The sequence below is a fragment of the Streptomyces sp. PsTaAH-124 genome (assembly GCF_000373685.1).
Lineage (GTDB): Bacteria > Actinomycetota > Actinomycetes > Streptomycetales > Streptomycetaceae > Streptomyces > Streptomyces andamanensis.
The window spans coordinates 1-20520 of sequence record NZ_KB892194.1 but is presented as its reverse complement, the minus strand read 5'-3'; the positions used below and the strand labels follow the sequence as shown (position 1 = coordinate 20520).

The 20520-nt window shown below is 76.1% G+C and carries 2 protein-coding genes; both read left to right on the top strand.

The window, feature by feature from the left end; all coding sequences use genetic code 11:
• Positions 1-12954: type I polyketide synthase (locus B086_RS41150; protein ID WP_051115954.1), on the top strand; the 12954-nt coding region annotated here is incomplete at its 5' end.
• Positions 12955-12991: 37 nt separating this feature from the next.
• Positions 12992-20520, top strand: a 7529-nt coding sequence (locus B086_RS0129625; protein ID WP_018570069.1) for a type I polyketide synthase, incomplete at its 3' end; no start/stop codon positions are given.

The following is a 20520-nucleotide window of genomic DNA, read 5'->3' as shown; positions in this document are numbered from 1 at the left end:
GCGTCGCATTCCTCGCATGTGGAGGAGATCCGGGAGCGGTTGCTTGCTGATCTGGCGGGGGTTGTTCCTGTTTCGGGTGTGGTGCCGTTCTTCTCGACGGTGACGGGTGGCTGGCTGGACACNGNNNNTNTGGATGCCGGGTACTGGTATCGGAATCTGCGGGAGACGGTGGAGTTCGGGAGGGCGACGGAGTCGCTGTTGGGGGAGGGGTTCCGGTTCTTCGTCGAGGCCAGCCCGCACCCCGTGCTCACCTTCGGTGTCCAGCAGACCGCCGACAAGGCCGACACCGCCGCCTCAGCACAGGGCCCCGCCGTGGTCGTCGGCACGCTGCGGCGCGGCGAGGGCGGCCTCGCCCGCTTCCTGACCTCCCTGGGAGAGGCCCACGCGGGCGGTCTGTCGCCCGACTGGGACCGGGTGTTCGCCGGACACCAACCGGACGTCGTCTCCCTGCCCACCTACCCCTTCCAGCGCCGCTCGTACTGGCTGGAGGACACCGGCCCGGCGGCGGGCGGTCCTTCCGGGACGTCCTCGGAGGGCGACGACTTCTGGGACGCCCTGGGCGGCGGCGACCTGGACCGGTTCACCACGGCCCTCGGGGTGGCGCCCGAGGACCCGCTGAACGTGGTGCTCCCGGCGCTCGCCGCCTGGCGCACCGAGCGCACCGAGCGTTCGGTGGCCGACTCCTGGCGCTACCGCGTGACCTGGCGGGCCCTGCCCGAGGGCCCCCCGGCCGCCCTGGACGGCAACTGGCTCCTGCTGTCGTCGGACGGTCAGCCCGAGGACGCGGTGCGCCGGTCGGAGGCGACCGTCCACGCCATGGAGCAGGCCGGTGCCTCGGTGGTCCACGTGCGGCTCACCGAGGCGGAGGCCGACCGCGCCGTGCTGGCCGACCGGATCCGCGCCACCCTCGGCGCGCTGCCCGGCCCGGTGACGGGAGTGCTGTCGCTGCTGGGCCTCGACGAGCGCCCGCACTCCGCGCACCCCTCCGTCCCGCTGGGCACCGCGCTCAACCTGGCCCTGGTGCAGTCCCTCGGCGACACCGGGACCGACGCGCCCCTCTGGTGGGCGACCCGGGGTGCGGTGTCGGCCGGGGACACGGACACCGGGAGCGCGGTCAGCGCCGCGCAGCATCTGCTGTGGGGGCTGGGCCGGGTCGCCGCGCTGGAGTTCCCGCAGCGCTGGGGCGGTCTGATCGACCTCCCGGAGGTCCTGGACACGGACACCACCGCTCGGCTGTGCCGGGTGCTGGCGGGCGCGGTCGCGGACGAGGACCAGGTGGCCGTACGGGCCACCGGCTGCCACGGCCGCAGGCTGGTCCGGGCCGCCCTCGGCGACACCGCGCCGGGACGGAGCTGGCGGCCCGGGGGCACCGTGCTGATCACCGGCGGTACCGGCGGGATCGGCGCGCAGATCGCGCGCTGGCTGGCCCGGCGGGGAGCCGGGCACCTGGTGCTGGTCAGCCGGCGCGGGGCGGACGCGCCGGGTGCGCCGGAGCTGTCCGAGGAACTGGCCGCCCTCGGCTGCCGGGTCACCCTGGCCTCGTGCGACGTCGCCGACCTGGACGCCCTGCGCGCGCTGAAGGACGGCCTCGAACGGGACGGCCACCGGATCAGTACCGTCTTCCACGCCGCGGGTGCCGGGCTGCTGGTGCCGCTGCCCGCCACCGACGTGGACGAGTTCGCCGACACCCTCCACGCCAAGACCGGCGGTGCCAGGAACCTGGACCTGCTCTTCGACCGGGACACGCTCGACGCGTTCGTGCTCTTCTCCTCCATCTCCGGGGTGTGGGGCAGCGCCGTCCACGGCGCCTACGCCGCCGCCAACGCCTATCTCGACGGCCTGGCCGAGGACCGCCGCAGCCGCGGTCTCGCCGCGACCTCCGTGGTGTGGGGGATCTGGGACCCCGAGGGCGGGGCCGGGATGGCGGCCGGACTGGTGGAGGAGACCCTGCGCGGCCACGGCGTGCTCTTCGTGCCGCCCGCGGTCGCGCTCACCGGGCTCCAGCAGGTCCTGGACCACGACGAGACGGTGGTCGTGGTCGCCGACATCGACTGGGACCGCTTCGCGACGGTGTTCACCTCGGCGCGCCCGAGTCCGCTGATCGGTGAACTCCCCGAGGTGCGCGCCGCGCTGGCCGCCGAACCGGCGACCGCCGGGACCGGGGCCGAGGAGACGTCCTCGGCGCTGCGCGACCGGCTGCGGCCGCTCCCCGCGGCCGAGCGGACCCGGGTGCTCGTCGACCTGGTACGGACCCACGCGGCCGCCGTCCTCGGCCACGGCTCGCCGGACGCGGTCGCCCCTGGCCGTGCCTTCCGCGACCTGGGCTTCGACTCGCTGACCGCCGTGGACATGCGCAACCGGCTCAACACCGCCACCGGCCTGCGGCTCCCGGTCACCGTCGTCTTCGACTACGCGTCGGCGACCGCGCTCGCCCGGCACCTGGAGACCGGACTGCTGGGCGCCGCCGAGGAACCCGCCACCGTGCGGCGGCCCCCGGCGGCGGCACCCGCCGCGGACGACGACCCCATCGTGATCGTCTCCATGAGCTGCCGCTACCCCGGCGGCGTACGCACCCCCGAGGAGCTGTGGCGCCTGGTCGCCGACGGGCGCGACGCCGTCTCCGGGCTGCCGTCCGACCGGGGCTGGGACCTGGACACGCTGTACGACGCGGACCCCGACCGGCCGGGCAGGAGCTACGCCGCCGCAGGCGGGTTCATCCGGGACGCGGACCTGTTCGACCCCGGATTCTTCGGGATCTCACCGCGCGAGGCCCTGGCCATGGACCCGCAGCAGCGGCTGCTGCTCGAAACCTCCTGGGAGGCGATCGAGCGCGCCGGCATCGACCCGTCGTCCCTGCACGGCACCCCGACCGGGGTCTTCGCCGGTGCCTCCTACCAGGGCTACGGCGGCACCCTGCGCGATGTCCCCGAAGAACTGGAGGGCCTGTTCATCGCGGGCATCTCCACCAGCGTCCTGTCCGGGAGGGTCGCCTACCAACTCGGCCTCCAGGGACCCGCCGTGACCGTGGACACGGCCTGCTCCTCGTCACTGGTCGCGGTCCATCTCGCCGCGCAGTCGCTGCGCTCGGGCGAATGCGCGCTGGCACTGGCGGGCGGCGCCACGGTGATGGGCACCCCGCTGTCGTTCACCGGCTTCAGCCGGCAGCGCGGGCTCGCCGAAGACGGGCGCTGCAAGTCCTTCGCCGCCTCGGCGGACGGCTTCGGCATGGCCGAGGGCGTGGGCCTGCTGGTCCTGGAACGCCTCTCGGACGCCCGGCGCAACGGCCACCCGGTGCTCGCGGTGGTGCGCGGCTCGGCGATCAACCAGGACGGCGCGAGCAACGGCCTGACCGCGCCCAGCGGCCTGGCCCAGCGCCGGGTGATCCGCGACGCGCTGGCGAACGCCCGGCTGACGGCCGCCGACGTGGACGCCGTCGAGGCGCACGGCACCGGCACCCGGCTGGGCGACCCGATCGAGGCCGACGCGCTGCTGGCCACCTACGGCCAGGACCGGCCGGCCGACCGGCCGCTCTGGCTGGGGTCGCTGAAGTCGAACATCGGGCACACGCAGGCCGCCGCCGGGGTCGGCGGCATCATCAAGATGGTGCTGGCCATGGGGCACGGCGAGCTGCCGCGGACCCTGCACATCGACCGGCCGTCCCCGAACGTCGACTGGACGGCGGGCGCCGTCGCACTGCTGACCGAGGCCACTCCCTGGCCGCGGACCGGCCGTCCGCGCCGGGCCGGAGTGTCCTCGTTCGGCCTGAGCGGCACCAACGCCCATGTCGTCATCGAGCAGCCGCCCGCCGATCCCGGACTCCCGCCCACCGCCGACCCCGCGCTCCTGCCCACCGCCGACCCCGGACTCCCGCCGCCCGCTGTGCCGGACGGGCCCGAACCCGCCGCCGTGTCCGACGCGCCCGCCGTGTCCGACGCGCCCGCCGTGTCCGAAGCGCCCGCCGTACCCGCACTCCCCGCCGGTCCGTCCGCCGGGTCCGGTGCGACGGACGCGGGCGCCGCGCGGGCCGCCGTCCCGTGGGTCCTGTCCGGGCGGACCGCCGAGGCGGTGCGGGCCCAGGCGGAGCGGCTGCACACGTACCTGACGGAGCATCCGGAGCTGTCGTCCGCCGACATCGGCTACTCCCTGGCCACCACCAGGACCGCCTTCGAGCACCGCGCGGCCGTCGTCGGTGACGACCGGACGGCCCTGCTGGGCGGCCTGGCCGCGCTGGCCGCGGGAGACCGCGCACCCGGCCTGGTCGAGGGCACCGTCGCCCGATCGGCCAGGACCGTCTTCGTCTTCCCCGGCCAGGGATCCCAGTGGGCCGGCATGGCCCGGGAACTCCTCGCCCACGCCCCGGCCTTCGCCGACCGGATCGCGGCCTGTGAACGCGCCCTCGTCCCGCACCTGGACTGGTCGCCGCTCGCGGTCCTGCGGGAGGAGCCCGACGCGCCCCCGCTGGACCGGGTGGACGTGGTGCAGCCGGTGCTGTTCGCCGTGATGGTGTCGCTGGCCGAGCTGTGGCGGGCGCACGGGATCGTGCCCGACGCCGTGGTCGGCCACTCCCAGGGGGAGATCGCCGCCGCCTGCGTGGCCGGTGCGCTCTCGCTGGACGACGCGGCCCGGATCGTCGCCCTGCGCAGCCGGGCCCTGCTCGCCCTGACCGGCCGCGGCGGCATGCTGTTCGTGCCGCAGCCGGCCGCGGCCGTACGCGAAGCCCTGTCCGCCCACGAGGGGGCACTCGACGTCGCCGCTGTCAACGGCCCGGCATCGGTGACGGTTTCCGGCGACCCGGCGGCACTGGAGCGACTGCGCGAGCGGTACGCCGAGGCGGGCGTCCTGACCTGGCCGGTCCCCGGCGTGGACTTCGCCGGGCACTCGCCCCAGGTGGAGGAGCTACGGGAGGAACTGCTCACCCTCCTCGACGGCACCACGCCGCGGACGTCCGACATCCCGTTCTACTCCACGGTCAGCGGCGGCCCCCTGGACACCCTGGGGCTGGACGCCGCGTACTGGTACGAGAACCTGCGCCGGCCCGTGGAGTTCGCACGCGCGGTCGACGCGCTCATCGCCGACGGACACCACACCTTCGTCGAGTGCAGCACCCACCCCGCGTTGACCGTCTGGCTCCAGCAGGCCGTCGAAGCGGCCGGGGCCGGGGACGGAGCCGTCGTCGGCACCCTGCGCCGCGCCGAGGGCGGCCCCGGCCGCTTCCTCGCCGCGCTCACCGAACTCCAGGTACATGGAGCACCGGCGGACTGGGACACGGTGTTCGCCGGCACCGGCGCGCGCAAGCGGCCCCTGCCCACCTACGCCTTCCAGCAGCAGCGCTACTGGCTGGACACCACCCCCGACCGGCCCGCCACCGCCCTGACCGGCACCGGCACCGGCACCGGACCAGCCGACTCCGGCTTCTGGGCGGCCGTCGACCACGGGGACCTGGACGCCCTCGCCACCACCCTGCGGGTCGAGGACGGGGAACTGAAAGCCTCCCTCGCCTCCCTGGTGCCCACCCTCGCCGAATGGGCGCGCGGCCGGGCCGACGACCGGACCGCCGACGGCTGGCGCTACCGGGTCGCCTGGAAGCCCCTGCCCGCACCCGAGCGGCCCCGGCTCACCGGCGGCTGGCTCGTCGTCGCCCCGGCCGGCGCCGCCGCCGACCCGGCCGTCGCGTTCGCCCTGGACGCCCTGCGGGCACACGGCGCCACCCCTGTCCTGGTCGAGGCGGGCCCCGACGCGACCGACCGGACCCGGTTCGCCGCACTGCTCCGCGACGCCCACGACCGCACCGGCGGGCCGCCCGCCGGACTCCTGTCGCTGCTCGCCCTGGCCGAAGAACCCCACGGCGGAGGATCGGCGCTTCCCCGCGGCCTCACCCTGACGGTCGCACTCCTCCAGGCCCTGGGCGACCTCGGCACCGACGCCCCGCTCTGGTGCGCCACCCGGGGCGCGGTGTCGGTCGGCCGCTCCGACCGGATCGGCAGCGCGCTCCAGGCCCTGGTCTGGGGCCTGGGCGGGGTCGCCGGCGTCGAGTACCCGCGGCGCTGGGCCGGACTGGTCGACCTGCCGCGACAGCTCGACGACCGGGCCGCGACCCGGCTCGCCGAAGCGCTGACGGGCCCCGGCGGCGAGGACCAGCTCGCGGTACGCGCCAGCGGCCTCTACGGCCGCAGGGTCGTCCACGCCGGTCTCGGCGACACGCCCCCCGTACGCGACTGGACCCCCGAGGGCACGGTCCTGATCACCGGCGGCACCGGCGGCCTCGGCGCCCAGATCGCGCGGTGGCTGGCCCGCACCGGCACCGCGCACCTGCTGCTCACCAGCCGGCGCGGCGCACGGGCCCCGGGGGCCGACGCCCTGCTGGCCGAACTGCGCGGACTCGGCGCCGCCGCCACCGCGGTGGCCTGCGACGTCGCGGACCGCGACGCCCTGGCGGAACTGCTCGCCGGTATTCCGGCCGAGCGCCCGCTGCGCGCCGTACTGCACACCGCGGGCGTCCTCGACGACGGGGTGATCGACTCCATCACCCCCGAGCGCGCGGCCGGGGTCCTGCGCCCCAAGCTCGACGGAGCGCGCAACCTCGACGCGCTCACCCGCGAACTCGACATCACCGCCTTCGTGCTGTTCTCCTCGCTCGCCGGCACGCTCGGCGGCACCGGCCAGGGCAGCTACGCCGCCGCCAACGCCTACCTCGACGCGCTCGCCCGGCAGCGCCGCGACCTCGGACTGCCCGGCACCTGCGTGGCCTGGGGCCTGTGGGGCGGCGACAGCCTCGCTTCCGGAGCGGTCGCCGAACGGCTGATCCGCGACGGCCTGCCCGCCATGGACCCCGCCGTGGCCACGGCCGCGCTGCGCCGGGCGCTCGACCACGATGATACGGCCGTCCTCGTCGCCGACTTCGCCTGGGACCGCTTCACCCGGGCGTACACCGCGCTGCGGCCCAGCCCCGCCCTCGGCGACCTGCCCGAGGTGCGGGAAGCACTCGCCGCCCCGGCCGGCCCCCGGAGCACGGCCGACGGCGCCGAGCCGCCGGCCCTGCGCCTGGCCGCACTGCCTCCGGCGGAACGGGACCGGGCGCTGCTGGACCTGGTCCGCCGCGAGGTCGCCGCCGTGCTCGGCCACCCCGGGCCCGAGGCGGTGGGACCCGACCAGGCGTTCAAGGACATCGGCTTCGACTCGCTGACCGCCGTCGAACTGCGCAACCGGCTCGCCGGGGCCACCGGCCTGCGCCTGTCGGTGACCCTGGCCTTCGACTACCCCACGGCCACGGACCTGGCCGGACACCTGCGCACCGAACTGCCGGGTGCGCCCGCCACACGGACGTCCGGCGCTCCCGCACAGGCGTCCCCGGCCGTCGCGGTGCCCGAGGACGAGGCGATCGCCGTGGTCGCCATGAGCTGCCGCTACCCCGGCGGCGTCAGCACCCCCGAGGAACTGTGGGAACTCGTCGCGGGCGGACAGGACGCGATCACCGGCTTCCCCACCGGACGGGGCTGGGACCTGGACGGCCTCTACGATCCGGACCCGGACCGGACCGGCCGCACCTACGCGCGCGAAGGCGGCTTCCTCCACGACGCCGACCGCTTCGACCCGGCCTTCTTCGGGATCTCCCCGCGTGAGGCGCTGACCATCGACCCCCAGCAGCGGCTGCTGCTGGAACTCTCCTGGGAGGCGTTCGAACGGGCCGGCATCGACCCGCTGTCGCTCAAGGGCAGCGCGAGCGGCGTCTTCGTCGGATGCAGCCACCACGACTACGGGTCGCGCGTCACCGAACCCTCCGAGGAGTTCGAGGGCTACCTCGGCGTCGGCAGCGCGGGCAGTGTGGCGTCCGGGCGGATCTCCTACACCCTCGGCCTCGAAGGGCCCGCGGTGACCGTCGACACGGCGTGCTCCTCGTCGCTGGTCGCGGTCCATCTCGCGGCCCGGTCGCTGCGGTCCGGCGAATGCTCGCTGGCGCTCGCGGGCGGGGTGACCGTGATGTCGACACCGGGCGCGTTCGTGGAGTTCAGCCGGCAACGGGTGCTCGCCGAGGACGGCCGCTGCAAGCCGTTCGCCGCCGCCGCCGACGGCACCTCCTGGGCCGAGGGCGCCGGACTGCTCGTCCTGGAACGCCTCTCGGACGCCCGGCGCAACGGCCACCCGGTGCTCGCCCTCGTACGCGGCTCCGCCGTCAACCAGGACGGCGCCAGCAACGGCCTGACCGCCCCCAACGGACCTTCCCAGCAGCGGGTCATCCGGGCGGCCCTCGCCGACGCCGGACTGACGGGGGCCGAGGTCGACGCCGTGGAGGGGCACGGCACCGGGACCCGGCTGGGCGACCCCATCGAGGCCCAGGCGCTCCTGGCCACGTACGGCCGGGAACGCGACGGGCGGCAGCCGCTGTGGCTGGGGTCGCTGAAGTCGAACATCGGGCACAGCCAGGCAGCCGCCGGAGTCGCGGGCATCATCAAGATGGTGCAGGCCATGCGGCACGGGGCGCTGCCGCGCACCCTGCACGTCGACACGCCGACACCCCACGTGGACTGGTCGGCCGGAGCGGTCCGGCTGCTCACCGACGACACCCCGTGGCCGGAGACCGGGCGCCCCCGGCGGGCCGCCGTGTCGTCGTTCGGTGTCAGCGGCACCAACGCCCACACCATCCTCGAACAGCCCACCGAACCGGTCCGGGCCGACGGCCCCGCGCCGACCCCGGCGACCGCCCCCGCCGCGCCCGCCCTGCCCTGGCTGCTCTCCGCCCGCGGCGCCGACGCGCTGCGCGAGCAGGCCGCCCGGCTGCTGCGGCACGTGGAGCACGACCCGGGCCTCGCCGTCGCGGACGTGGGCCGCTCCCTGGCGCTGCACCGCAGCGCCTTCGAACACCGGGCCGCCCTCACCGGCACGGACCGGCGGACCCTGCTCCAGGGGCTCACCGCCCTCGCCGCGGGCGAGCCGTCGCCGGACCTGGTGCGCGGCGTCACCGGACCTGCCGCCAAGACCGCCTTCCTCTTCCCCGGCCAGGGCAGCCAGCGCACCGGCATGGGCGCCGGACTGTACGCGCGGTTCCCGGTCTTCGCCGACGCCTTCGACGCGGTCTGCGCGGAACTCGACCCGCTGCTCGACCGGCCGCTGCGCGAGGTCATCGACGCGTGCCCCGGCGACCGGGGCCACGGCCTGCTGGACCGCACCGAGTACGCCCAGCCCGCCCTGTTCGCCCTCGGCGTCGCGCTGTTCCGGCTCGTCGAGCACTGGGGCGTGCGTCCCGACCGGCTGCTCGGCCACTCCGTGGGAGAACTGGCCGCCGCCCATGTCGCCGGTGTGTTCGCCCTGCCCGACGCCGCGGAACTGGTCGTCGCGCGCGGACGGCTGATGCAGGCCCTCCCGGCGGGCGGCGCGATGGCCGCCCTCGCCGCCGGGGAGGAGGAGGTGCTGCCGCTGCTCGCGGGCCGCGAGAGCGCCGTCGGCCTCGCCGCGGTCAACGGCCCCGCCGCGACCGTGATCTCCGGCGACGCGGCGGCGGTGGACGAGATCGCCGCTCAACTCGCCGCGCGCGGGCGCAAGACCCGCCGGTTGCGGGTCTCCCACGCCTTCCACTCGCCGCTCATGGAGCCCATGCTCGCCGGGTTCCGCGAGGTCGCGGCGCGGATGGTCCCGGGGGAGGCCACCGTCCCCGTCATCTCCGCCCTGACGGGCGAGCCGGCCGCCGCCGGGCAGCTCGGCTCACCGGACCACTGGGTGGAGCACGTGCGCGGCACCGTCCGCTTCCAGGACGCCGTACGCCATCTGGAACACGACGGCGTCACCGCGTTCCTGGAACTCGGACCCGACGGCGCGCTCACCGCCCTCGGCCAGGACTGCCTGACCCGCGCCACCGAAGGCACCGGCGCCGAAGCCGACAGCCCCCTGCTGCTGCCGCTGCTGCGCAAGGACCGGCCCGAGGCGCCCACGGCGACGGCCGCTCTGGCCCGGCTGCACGTCACGGGCGTCCCCGTGGACTGGAACGCCGTCCACTCCGGCGGCCCGTCCCGCTCCGCCGTCGACCTGCCGACGTACGCCTTCCAGCGCGGCAGCTACTGGCTGGAGGCCGGCCCGGCCACCGCGGACCTGCCCGCGGCCGGACTCCGCAGGGTCGACCACCCGCTGCTCGGCGCCGCGACGGAACTCGCGGACCGTGACGGCTTCCTGTTCACCGGCAGGCTCTCGCTCCGCAGCCACCCCTGGCTCGCCGACCACGGCGTCTACGAGGGCGTGCTGTTCCCCGCCACCGCGTTCCTGGAACTCGCGGTCCACGCGGGCGACCAGGTCGGCTGCGACCAGGTCGAGGAACTGACCCTGGAGGCACCGCTGGTGCTCCCGGCGGGCGGAGCCGTCGCACTCCAGCTCACCGTCGGCGGCCCGGACGCCTCCGGCACCCGCCCGATGACCGTCCACGCGCGGGCCGCCGACGACGGCCCCGACGCCCCCTGGACCCGGCACGCGAGCGGCCTGCTCACCTCCGCCGGGGACCCCGGACCGGTGGACCCGGCCGGACCGGCCGACCCCGCGGCCTGGCCGCCGCCCGGGGCCGTCCCCCTCGACACGGACGGCGTGTACGACCGCTTCGCGGACGGCGGATTCGCCTACGGCCCCGCGTTCCAGGGCCTGCGCGCGGCCTGGCGACTCGGCGACGAGGTGTACGCGGTCGCGAACCTGCCCGAGGAGCAGCGGCAGGACGCCGCCGCCTTCGGCCTGCATCCGGCCCTGCTGGACGCCGCCCTGCACGCGCTGGTGTTCGACGTACTGGAGGGACCCGCGCAGGGCTGGCTGCCGTTCTCCTGGAACGGGGTGCGCCTGCACGCCTCCGGCGCCACCGAACTCCGGCTGCGGCTCACCCCCACCGGCCGCGACGCCGTCGCCGTACGGGCGACCGACGCCACCGGTCGGCCGGTGGTCTCGGCCCGCTCCCTCGTCCTGCGGCCCGTCTCGCCCGGCCGCTTCCGGGCCGCCCGCACCGGACACCACGAAGAACTGTTCCGCCCCGAGTGGCAGGCCCTGCCCGAGCGCGCCGGGACGGCGGCGGGCACCGTCTCAGGACCGGAGTCCTGGACCGTGCTCGACACCGGGACCCCCCTGCCCCCCGGCGCCGCGCCGCTCCCCGGCCGTACGGTCACCGACCTCGCCGCGCTCTCCGCACTGCTCGACGCGGGCGCCCCGCCGCCCCGGCTGGTCCTGGCCGCCTGCCCGCCCGCCCCTGCCCCGCACGCGCCGCCCGGCACCCTCCGCGACGCGGTCCACGACGGCCTCGGCGCGCTCCTCGCCCTGCTGCGCGGCTGGCTGGCCGACGAGCGCCTGACCGGCTCCCGGCTGGTCCTGGTCACCGCGGGCGCGGTGCCGGTGACCGGCGACGACGTCCCGGACCCGGCCCTGGCCGCGCTCTGGGGCCTGGTCCGCTCGGCGCAGACCGAGAACCCCGACCGCTTCGTCCTGCTGGACCTCGACGCCCGCGACGCCCACGAGATCCCGCCCGCCGTACTCGCCGAAGCCCTCGCGTCCGGCGAACCCCAGCTCGCGATCCGGGCCGGGGCCGTCCACATCGCCCGGCTGGCCCGCGTACCGCTGGCCGCCACCGCCCGCACCCCCGGCTGGGGCGGCGACGGAACCGTCCTGATCACCGGCGGCACCGGCGCCATCGGCGCCCACGTTGCCCGCCACCTGGCCGCCGAGCACGGCGTCCGGCACCTGCTGCTGACCAGCCGCACCGGCCCCGCCGCCGACGGCGCGGCGGAACTCCTCGCCGACCTCGCCGCCCTGGGCGCGCACGCCGAGATCACCGCCTGCGACGCCGCCGACCGCGACGCCCTGGCGGCCCTGCTGGCCGCCCTGCCTCCCGCACACCCCCTGACCGGGGTGGTGCACGCCGCTGGCGTCCTGGCCGACGGCGTCGTCGCCACCATGACACCCGAGCAACTGGACCTCGTCCTGCGCCCCAAGGTGGACGCCGCGATCAACCTGCACGAACTCACCGCCGGCCTGGACCTGTCCGAGTTCGTCCTGTTCTCGTCCATCGCCGGAGTCTTCGGCGGCATGGGCCAGGGCAACTACGCCGCCGCCAACGCCTTCCTGGACGCACTGGCCCACCGGCGCCGCGCCGACGGACTGCCCGGCCGCTCCCTCGCCTGGGGCCTGTGGGCCAACAGCACCGGGATGACCGGCGGCCTCACGGAGGCGGACCTGCGACGCATCGCCCGGGGCGGGATCGTCGCCTTCGAACCGGCCCGGGGACTGGCGCTGTTCGACACGGCCGGCACCCTCGACGAGCCGGTCGTCCTCCCGCTGCGGCTCGACACCGCGGCCGTCCGCGCCCAGGCCGCCACCGGCGGCGTCCCCGCCGTGCTGCGCGGCCTGGTGCGCCCCGTCGTCCGGCGCGTCGTCGCGGGCCCCGCCGCCGGCACCGGCCCTGACGGGCCCGAAGCGCTCAAGCAGCGCCTCGGCCCCCTCGACGACACCCGGCGCGCCCGGGTCCTCCTCGACCTGGTCCGCTCCCACGCCGCCCTGGTCCTCGGCCACAGCGGCCCGGCCGCGATCGAGCCCGGCCGCGGTCTGCTGGAGGTCGGCTTCGACTCGCTGACCGCGGTGGAACTGCGCAACCGGCTGCGCGCCGCCACCGGCCACCCCCTGCCGGCCACCCTGCTCTTCGACCACCCCACCCCGGCCGCGATCGCCGCGTACCTCGCCGCCGAACTGGCCCCCGTAACCGGGCCGGGCCCGGTCCCCGGCCTCGCCGAACTGGACCGCCTGGAAGACGCCCTCGACGGCGGTGTCGACGACCCGGCGGACCGCGAACGGCTGGCCGGCCGGCTCCGGGACCTCCTGGGGCGCCTCGACGCGGCGGCCACCGCCGCCGACGGCACGGCGGACGGCTCCATCGAGGACCGCATGGACGGCGCCAGCGACGACGAACTCTTCGACCTCATCGACAACGAGCTCGGCCTGTCATGACACCGACCCGACACCCGAACCAGGACGGCGGCTCCCGATGGTGAACGACGACAGGCTGAGGGACTACCTCAAGCGCGTGACGGCGGACCTGCACCACACCCGCCGACGCCTGGCCGAGGCGGAGGAAGCGGGCCGCGAACCCATCGCGGTCGTCGCGATGAGCTGCCGCTACCCCGGCGGCGTACGGTCCCCCGAGGACCTGTGGCGCCTGGTCACCGACGGCACCGACGCCATCACCGGCTTCCCCCGCGACCGCGGCTGGGACCTCGACCACCTGGACGACCCGGAACAACTGCGCGAGGGCACCAGCCACACCGCCCTGGGCGGCTTCCTCGACGACGTCGGGCACTTCGACCCCGGATTCTTCGGGATCTCCCCGCGCGAGGCGCTCGCGATGGACCCGCAGCAGCGGCTCCTGCTGGAGACCACCTGGGAGGCGTTCGAACGGGCCGGCATCGACCCCGCGACCCTGCGGGGCAGCAGGACCGGTGTCTTCGCCGGAGTGATGTACCAGGACTACGCGGTACGGCTGCGCCAGGTCCCCGACGACGTGGCCGGGTACATCGGCAGCGGCAGCTCCGACAGCGTCGCCTCGGGCCGCGTCGCCTACACCTTCGGACTTCAGGGCCCGGCGGTCAGCATCGACACCGCCTGCTCCTCCTCGCTGGTCGCCGTCCACCTCGCCGCCCAGGCCCTGCGGGCCGGCGACTGCACCCTGGCCCTGGCCGGGGGCGCGATGGTCATGTCGACACCCGTCCCGTTCGTGGAGATGAGCCGCCAGGGCGGCCTGGCCCGGGACGGCCGCTGCAAGTCCTTCGCCGCCGCGGCCGACGGCACCGGCTGGGGCGAGGGCGTCGGCATGCTCCTGCTGGAGCGACTCTCCGACGCCCGGCGCGACGGCCACCCGGTGCTCGCGCTGATCCGGGGCACCGCCGTCAACCAGGACGGCGCCAGCAGCAGGCTCACCGCCCCCAACGGCCCCGCCCAGCAGCGCGTCATCCGCCACGCCCTGGCCAACGCCGGACTCACCCCCGCCGACGTGGACGTGGTCGAGGCGCACGGCACCGGCACCCCGCTGGGCGACCCGATCGAGGCCCAGGCCCTGCTGGCCACCTACGGGCAGGACCGCGCGGACGGACGGCCGCTGCTGCTCGGCTCGCTGAAGTCCAACATCGGGCACACCCAGGCGGCGGCCGGTGTCGGCGGCGTCATCAAGACCGTCCTCGCCCTGCGGCACGGCACCGTCCCGCCCACCCTGCACGCGCAGGACCCGTCCCCGCAGATCGACTGGACCACGGGCGCGGTACGCCTGGTCACCGCGAACACCCCCTGGCCCGAGACCGGACGGCCGCGCCGGGCGGCGGTCTCCTCCTTCGGCGTCAGCGGCACCAACGGACATGTCGTCCTGGAACAGGCGGACGAACCCGGGGACCCCGCAGATCCCGCAGCCCCCGCCGGGCAGGGAGAACCGGCCGCCCCGGCCGCCCAGGCCGGCCTTGAGGACGCCGACGCCCCCGCCGGCCGGGACGCGGCCCGGCACACCCCGGACCCGGACGGCACACCGCCACCCGTCCTCCCCTGGGTGCTCTCCGGACGCACCCCCGAAGCGCTGCGCGCCCAGGCCGCACGGCTCCGCGACCACCTCCGAGCCCACCCCGGACCCGGCCCGGCCGAGGTCGGCCACGCCCTCGCGACGACCCGCGCCGCGCACGAGCACCGGGCGGTCCTGATCGGCGCCCACCCGGACGAGTTCCGGACCGGCCTCGACGCCCTGGCCGCCGGCCGCACCGCCCCCGGCCTGGTCCGCGGCACCGCGGGAACCGGCGGCCAGGTCGCCCTGGTGTTCCCCGGACAGGGGTCCCAGTGGGCGGGCATGGCCGTAGAACTCCTCGACTCCGCCCCCGCCTTCGCCGCCCGCGTCGCGGACTGCGAGCGCGCCCTGGCCCCCTTCGTCGACTGGTCCCTGGACACCGTCCTGCGCGGCGCCGCCGGCACCCCGCTGGCCGAACGCGTCGACGTGGTGCAGCCGGTGCTGTGGGCCGTCATGGTCTCCCTGGCCGGACTGTGGCGCTCCTACGGCATCACTCCCGGCGCCGTCATCGGCCACTCCCAGGGCGAGATCGCCGCGGCGTGCGTCGCCGGGGCCCTCTCCCTGGACGACGCCGCACGCGTCGTCGCCCTGCGCAGCCGGGCGATCCGCGCCCTGTCCGGCCGCGGCGGCATGGCGTCGGTGGCCCTGTCCGCCGAACAGGTCGCCGGACACCTCGCCCCCTGGGACGGCAGGCTCTCCGTCGCCGCCGTCAACGGCCCCGCCTCCACCGTCGTCTCCGGCGACACCGACGCGCTCGACGCGTTCCTCGACCGGACGGCGGCCCTGGACATCCGCAGCCGACGCATCCCCGTCGACTACGCCTCGCACAGCGCCCACGTCGAGGACATCCGGACGGAACTGCTCGCCCAGCTCGCCGGAGTGACCCCGCGCCCGTCCGAAGTCCCGTTCTACTCCACGGTCAGCGGCGCCCTGCTGGAGGACACCTCCGTCCTGGACGCCGACTACTGGTACCGGAACCTGCGCGGGACCGTCCGCTTCGCACCGGCGACCCGCGCCCTGCTCGCGGACGGCTACCAGGTCCTGCTGGAGAGCAGCCCGCACCCGGTCCTCACCGTCGGGATGCTGGAGACCGTCGAGGACGCGGGCGCCGACGCCACCGCCGTGGGCACCCTGCGCCGCGACGACGGCGGGCCGCGCCGGTTCATCGAGTCCCTGGCCGAACTCCACCTGCGCGGAGTGTCCCCAAACTGGGACACCGTCTTCGCCGGCCGCCGCCCCGGCCGGGTGGAACTGCCCACCTACGCCTTCCAGCGCGCCCGGTACTGGCTGGAGGACGGCGCCGCGCCCGCCGCCGACGTCACCGCCGCCGGACTGGCCCCCGCGGACCATCCACTGCTGGGCGCCGCCGTGGTCCTCGCCGACAGCGACGGCCTGCTCCTCACCGGCCGCCTGTCGGCCCGCACCCACCCGTGGCTCGCCGACCACGCCGTCGGCGGCCGGGTACTGCTCCCGGGCACCGCCTTCCTGGAACTCGCGCTCCAGGCCGGGGCCCGCGTCGGCTGCCCCCGCGTCGAGGAGTTCACCCTCGAGGCCCCCCTGGTGCTGCCCGAGCACGGCGGCACCGTGCTGCGCCTCACCGTGGGCGCCCCCGACTCCGCGGGCCACCGCCCGCTCAGCCTGCACTCCCGGCCGGACACACCCGCCGACGGCGACCCCGACGACGAGTGGACCAGGCACGCCGAAGGCGTCCTGGCCCCGGGCGGCGCGGAAGACGCGGAGGCCGACGGGCCGATGCCCTGGCCGCCGCCCGGCGCCGAACCCCTCGCCCTCGACGGACTGTACGAGCGCTTCGCGGCGGCCGGATTCTCCTACGGTCCCGCCTTCCAGGGCCTGCACGCGGCCTGGCGGCGCGGCGACGAGCTGTTCGCGGAGGCCGTCGTACCCGCCCCCGACGCCGCCCGCTTCGGCCTGCACCCGGCCCTGCTGGACGCGGCTCTGCACGCCACCGGCGTGCCCGGCGCTCCCGGTGCGGACGCCCACCCCGAGGGGCGGCTGCCGTTCTCCTGGAACGGCGTGACCCTGCATGCCACCGGCGCCGCCTCGATCCGCGTCCGGCTCGCCCCGGCCGGACCCGACGCGGTGACGCTCGCCGTCGCCGACGCGACCGGTGCCCCCGTGGCGACCGTGGACGCGCTGGTCCTGCGGCCCGCCGGCACCCTCTCCCTGGACGCCGACCGTGCTCCTCGGGGCCGCCGCCACCGGGACCTGCACACGACGGAGTGGGTCACCGCACCCCCGCGCGGCAGCGGCGCACCCGTCCACCGCGCCGCCGACCTGGCCACGCTGCTGGCCGCCGTCGACGCCGGAGCCCCGGTGCCCGAAACAGTCCTGCTCACCCGCCCAAAGCCCGTGGCAGCGGCCGGACCGGCCGCGGCGGTCCGCGCGGCCGTCCACCAGGCCCTCACCGACGTCCGGACCTGGCTCGCCGACGACCGCCTCGCCGGCTCGCGCCTGGTGTTCGCCACCCGGGGCGCGGTCAGCACCGAGGAGGGGGAGGACGTACGCGACCCCGCGCACAGCGCGCTCTGGGGGCTGGTCCGCTCGGCCCGGTCCGAACACCCCGGGCGCTTCGCCCTGCTCGACCTCGACGCCGACGACGAGCACGGCACCTCCACGGGCGTCGCCGCGGCCCTCGCCTCGGGGGAACCGGAGGCCGCGGTCCGCGGCGGCGAGGTCCGCGTACCCCGGCTGGTGCGGGTCCTCAGGGACGACCCGCACCCCGCGGACGAGGCGGAAGAAGCGGACGAGGCGGACGGGGCGGCCGGGACCCCGCGGGCCTTCGACCCGGACGGCACGGTGCTCATCACCGGCGGCACCGGCCTGCTCGGCTCCCACGTCGCCCGCCGCCTGGTCACCGGGCACGGCGCCCGGCACCTGCTGCTGCTCTCCCGGCGCGGCCCGGCCGCCGCCGGAGCCGGGGAACTGCGGGCCGAACTCGCCGCGCTGGGGGCCGAGACCGCCGTCGTCGCTTGCGACGCGGCCGACCGGGCAGCGCTGGCCGCCGTACTCGCCGACCTGCCGACCGCGCACCCGCTGACCGCCGTGGTCCACACCGCGGGCACCCTCGACGACGGCGTCGTCACCGCGCTCACCCCCGAACGCGTGGACGCCGTACTGCGCCCCAAGGTCGACGCCGCCCTCCACCTGCACGACCTGACCCGCGACCTCGACCTCACGCACTTCGTGCTCTTCTCCTCGGCCGCGGGCACCTTCGGCGGCCCCGGACAGGCCAACTACGCCGCCGCCAACGCCTTCCTCGACGCCCTCGCCGTCCAGCGCCGGGCGGCCGGGCTGGCCGGCCAGTCCCTGGCCTGGACCCTGTGGGAGCAGCCCAGCGCCCTCACCGGACACCTGGCCGAGGACGACGTACGACGCCTCGCCCGGTCCGGGATGCCGCCGCTCTCCACCGAGCGGGGACTCGCGCTCCTCGACACCGCCCTCACCGTGGACCGGGCCACCCTGGTCCCGATGCGCCTGGACACCGCGGCCCTGCGGTCCGCAGCCGCGGACGGCACCCTGCCGCCGCTGCTGCGCGGCCTGGTGCGGACACCGCCGCGCCGGGCAGCCACGGCGGCGGAGGCCGACGACAACGCCCTGCGCCGGCGCCTCGCGGCCCTCGACACCGGCGGACGGACCCGGCTGCTCGTCGACCTCGTCCGTACCCACGCGGCAGCCGTCCTCGGCCACACCTCCCCGGACGCCCTCGACCCCGGACGGGCCTTCCGCGAGCTGGGATTCGACTCGCTGGCCTCGGTGGAACTGCGCAACCGCCTGAACACCGCCACCGGCCTGCGGCTGCCCACCGGCCTGGTGTTCGACCACCCGACCCCGACGGCGCTCGCGGACTTCCTGCGCGCCGGGCTCACGGACACGAACACGGACACGGAAGCGGCCGCGGCAACGGCCATCATCCCCTCCGTACCCGCGAGGCCGGCCGGCCGGGACCGGGACGCCGACGACGACCGGATCGCGATCGTCTCCGCGGCCTGCCGTCTCCCCGGTGGTGTCCGCTCACCCGAGGACCTGTGGCGGATGCTGGCCGAGGGCCGCGACGGCATCTCCGGGTTCCCCACCGACCGGGGCTGGAGCCTGGACACGCTCTACGATCCCGATCCCGACCGCGTCGGCACCTCCATCACCCGCGACGGCGGCTTCCTCCACGACGCGGCCGACTTCGACGCGGAGTTCTTCGGCATCTCGCCGCGCGAGGCCCTGGCCATGGACCCGCAGCAGCGGCTGCTCCTGGAGACCACCTGGGAACTCTTCGAGCGCGCGGCCATCGACCCGGCCGCCCTGCGCGGCGCCCCGGTCGGCACGTACGTCGGCCTGATGCAGCAGGACTATGCCGCCCGGCTGCTGCCCTACATTCCCGAGGACGTCGAAGGATTCCTCGGCACCGGCAACTCGGGCAGCATCGTCTCCGGACGCCTGGCCTACTTCTTCGGCCTGGAGGGCCCCGCGGTCACCGTGGACACGGCGTGCTCGTCCTCGCTGGTGGCCCTCCACCTCGCGGTACGGGCGCTGCGATCCGGCGAATGCTCGCTGGCCCTGGCCGGCGGCGTCAACGTCATGTGCAGCCCCGAACTGTTCGTCGAGTTCAGCCGACAGGGCGGACTCGCCCCGGACGGCCGCTGCAAGTCCTTCGCCGCGGCGGCCGACGGGACCGCCTTCGGGGAGGGCGTGGGGATGCTGTTGGTCGAGCGGTTGTCGGACGCCCGGCGCAACGGGCATCCGGTGCTGGCCGTCGTCCGTGGTTCGGCGACGAACCAGGACGGTGCGAGCAATGGTCTGACGGCGCCCAGTGGTCCGTCGCAGCGGCGGGTGATCCGTGCGGCGTTGGCGGACGCGGGTCTGACGGCGGCGGATGTGGATGTGGTGGAGGCGCACGGTACGGGCACCAGGCTGGGTGACCCGATCGAGGCGCGGGCGTTGCTGGCGACGTACGGTCAGGACCGGCCGGGGGACCGCCCCGTGTGGATCGGCTCGCTGAAGTCCAACATCGGCCACACCTCGGCCGCCGCCGGTGTGGCGGGGGTCATCAAGTCCGTGCTCGCCCTGCGGCACGGGGTGATGCCGAAGACGCTGCACGTGGACGGTCCGACGCCGGAGGTGGACTGGTCGGCGGGGGCCGGCCGACTGCTGACGGAGGCCCGCGCGTGGGACGAGACGGGTCGTCCGCGCCGGGCAGGAGTGTCCGCCTTCGGCGTCAGCGGGACCAACGCCCACGTCATCCTCGAACAGGCCCCGGACGCCCCGACAGCCGCCGTAGAGCGACCTGTTGGCGAACCCGGGGCACCGCAGGCCGTACCCGCCGCCGTCCCCCTGCTCCTCTCGGCGCGCACCCCGGAGGCGCTGCGCGCCCAGGCCGCGGCGCTGTCGGCCCGGCTCGGAGACGGATCGGGCGTCCGCGCGGCGGACGTGGCCTTCTCCCTGGCCACGGGACGCAGCGCGCTGGGACACCGCGCGGTGCTGGTGGGCACGGAGGAGAACCTTGCCGAGCACCTGACCGCGCTGTTCCAGGGTGCTGCCGGGTCCGGTGGCGGGTTGGTCGACGGTCGTTCGGTGTGGGTGTTTCCGGGTCAGGGGTCGCAGTGGGTGGGGATGGCTGCGGGGCTGCTGGACGAGTCGCGTGTGTTCGCGGAGCGGATGGCGGAGTGCGGTCGGGCTCTGGCGCCTTACGTCGACTGGTCGTTGGCCGACGCGTTGGGTTCGGAGCGGCTGCTGAAGCGGGTTGATGTGGTGCAGCCGGTGCTATGGGCGGTGATGGTGTCGTTGGCGGAGGTGTGGGGTTCGTTCGGTGTGGTTCCGGATGCGGTGGTGGGTCACTCCCAGGGGGAGATCGCGGCTGCGTGTGTGGCGGGTGGTCTGAGTCTGGAGGACGGGGCGCGGGTGGTCGCGTTGCGTTCTCGTGCGGTGGGGGCGTTGGCGGGGCGTGGGGGTATGGCGTCGGTGCC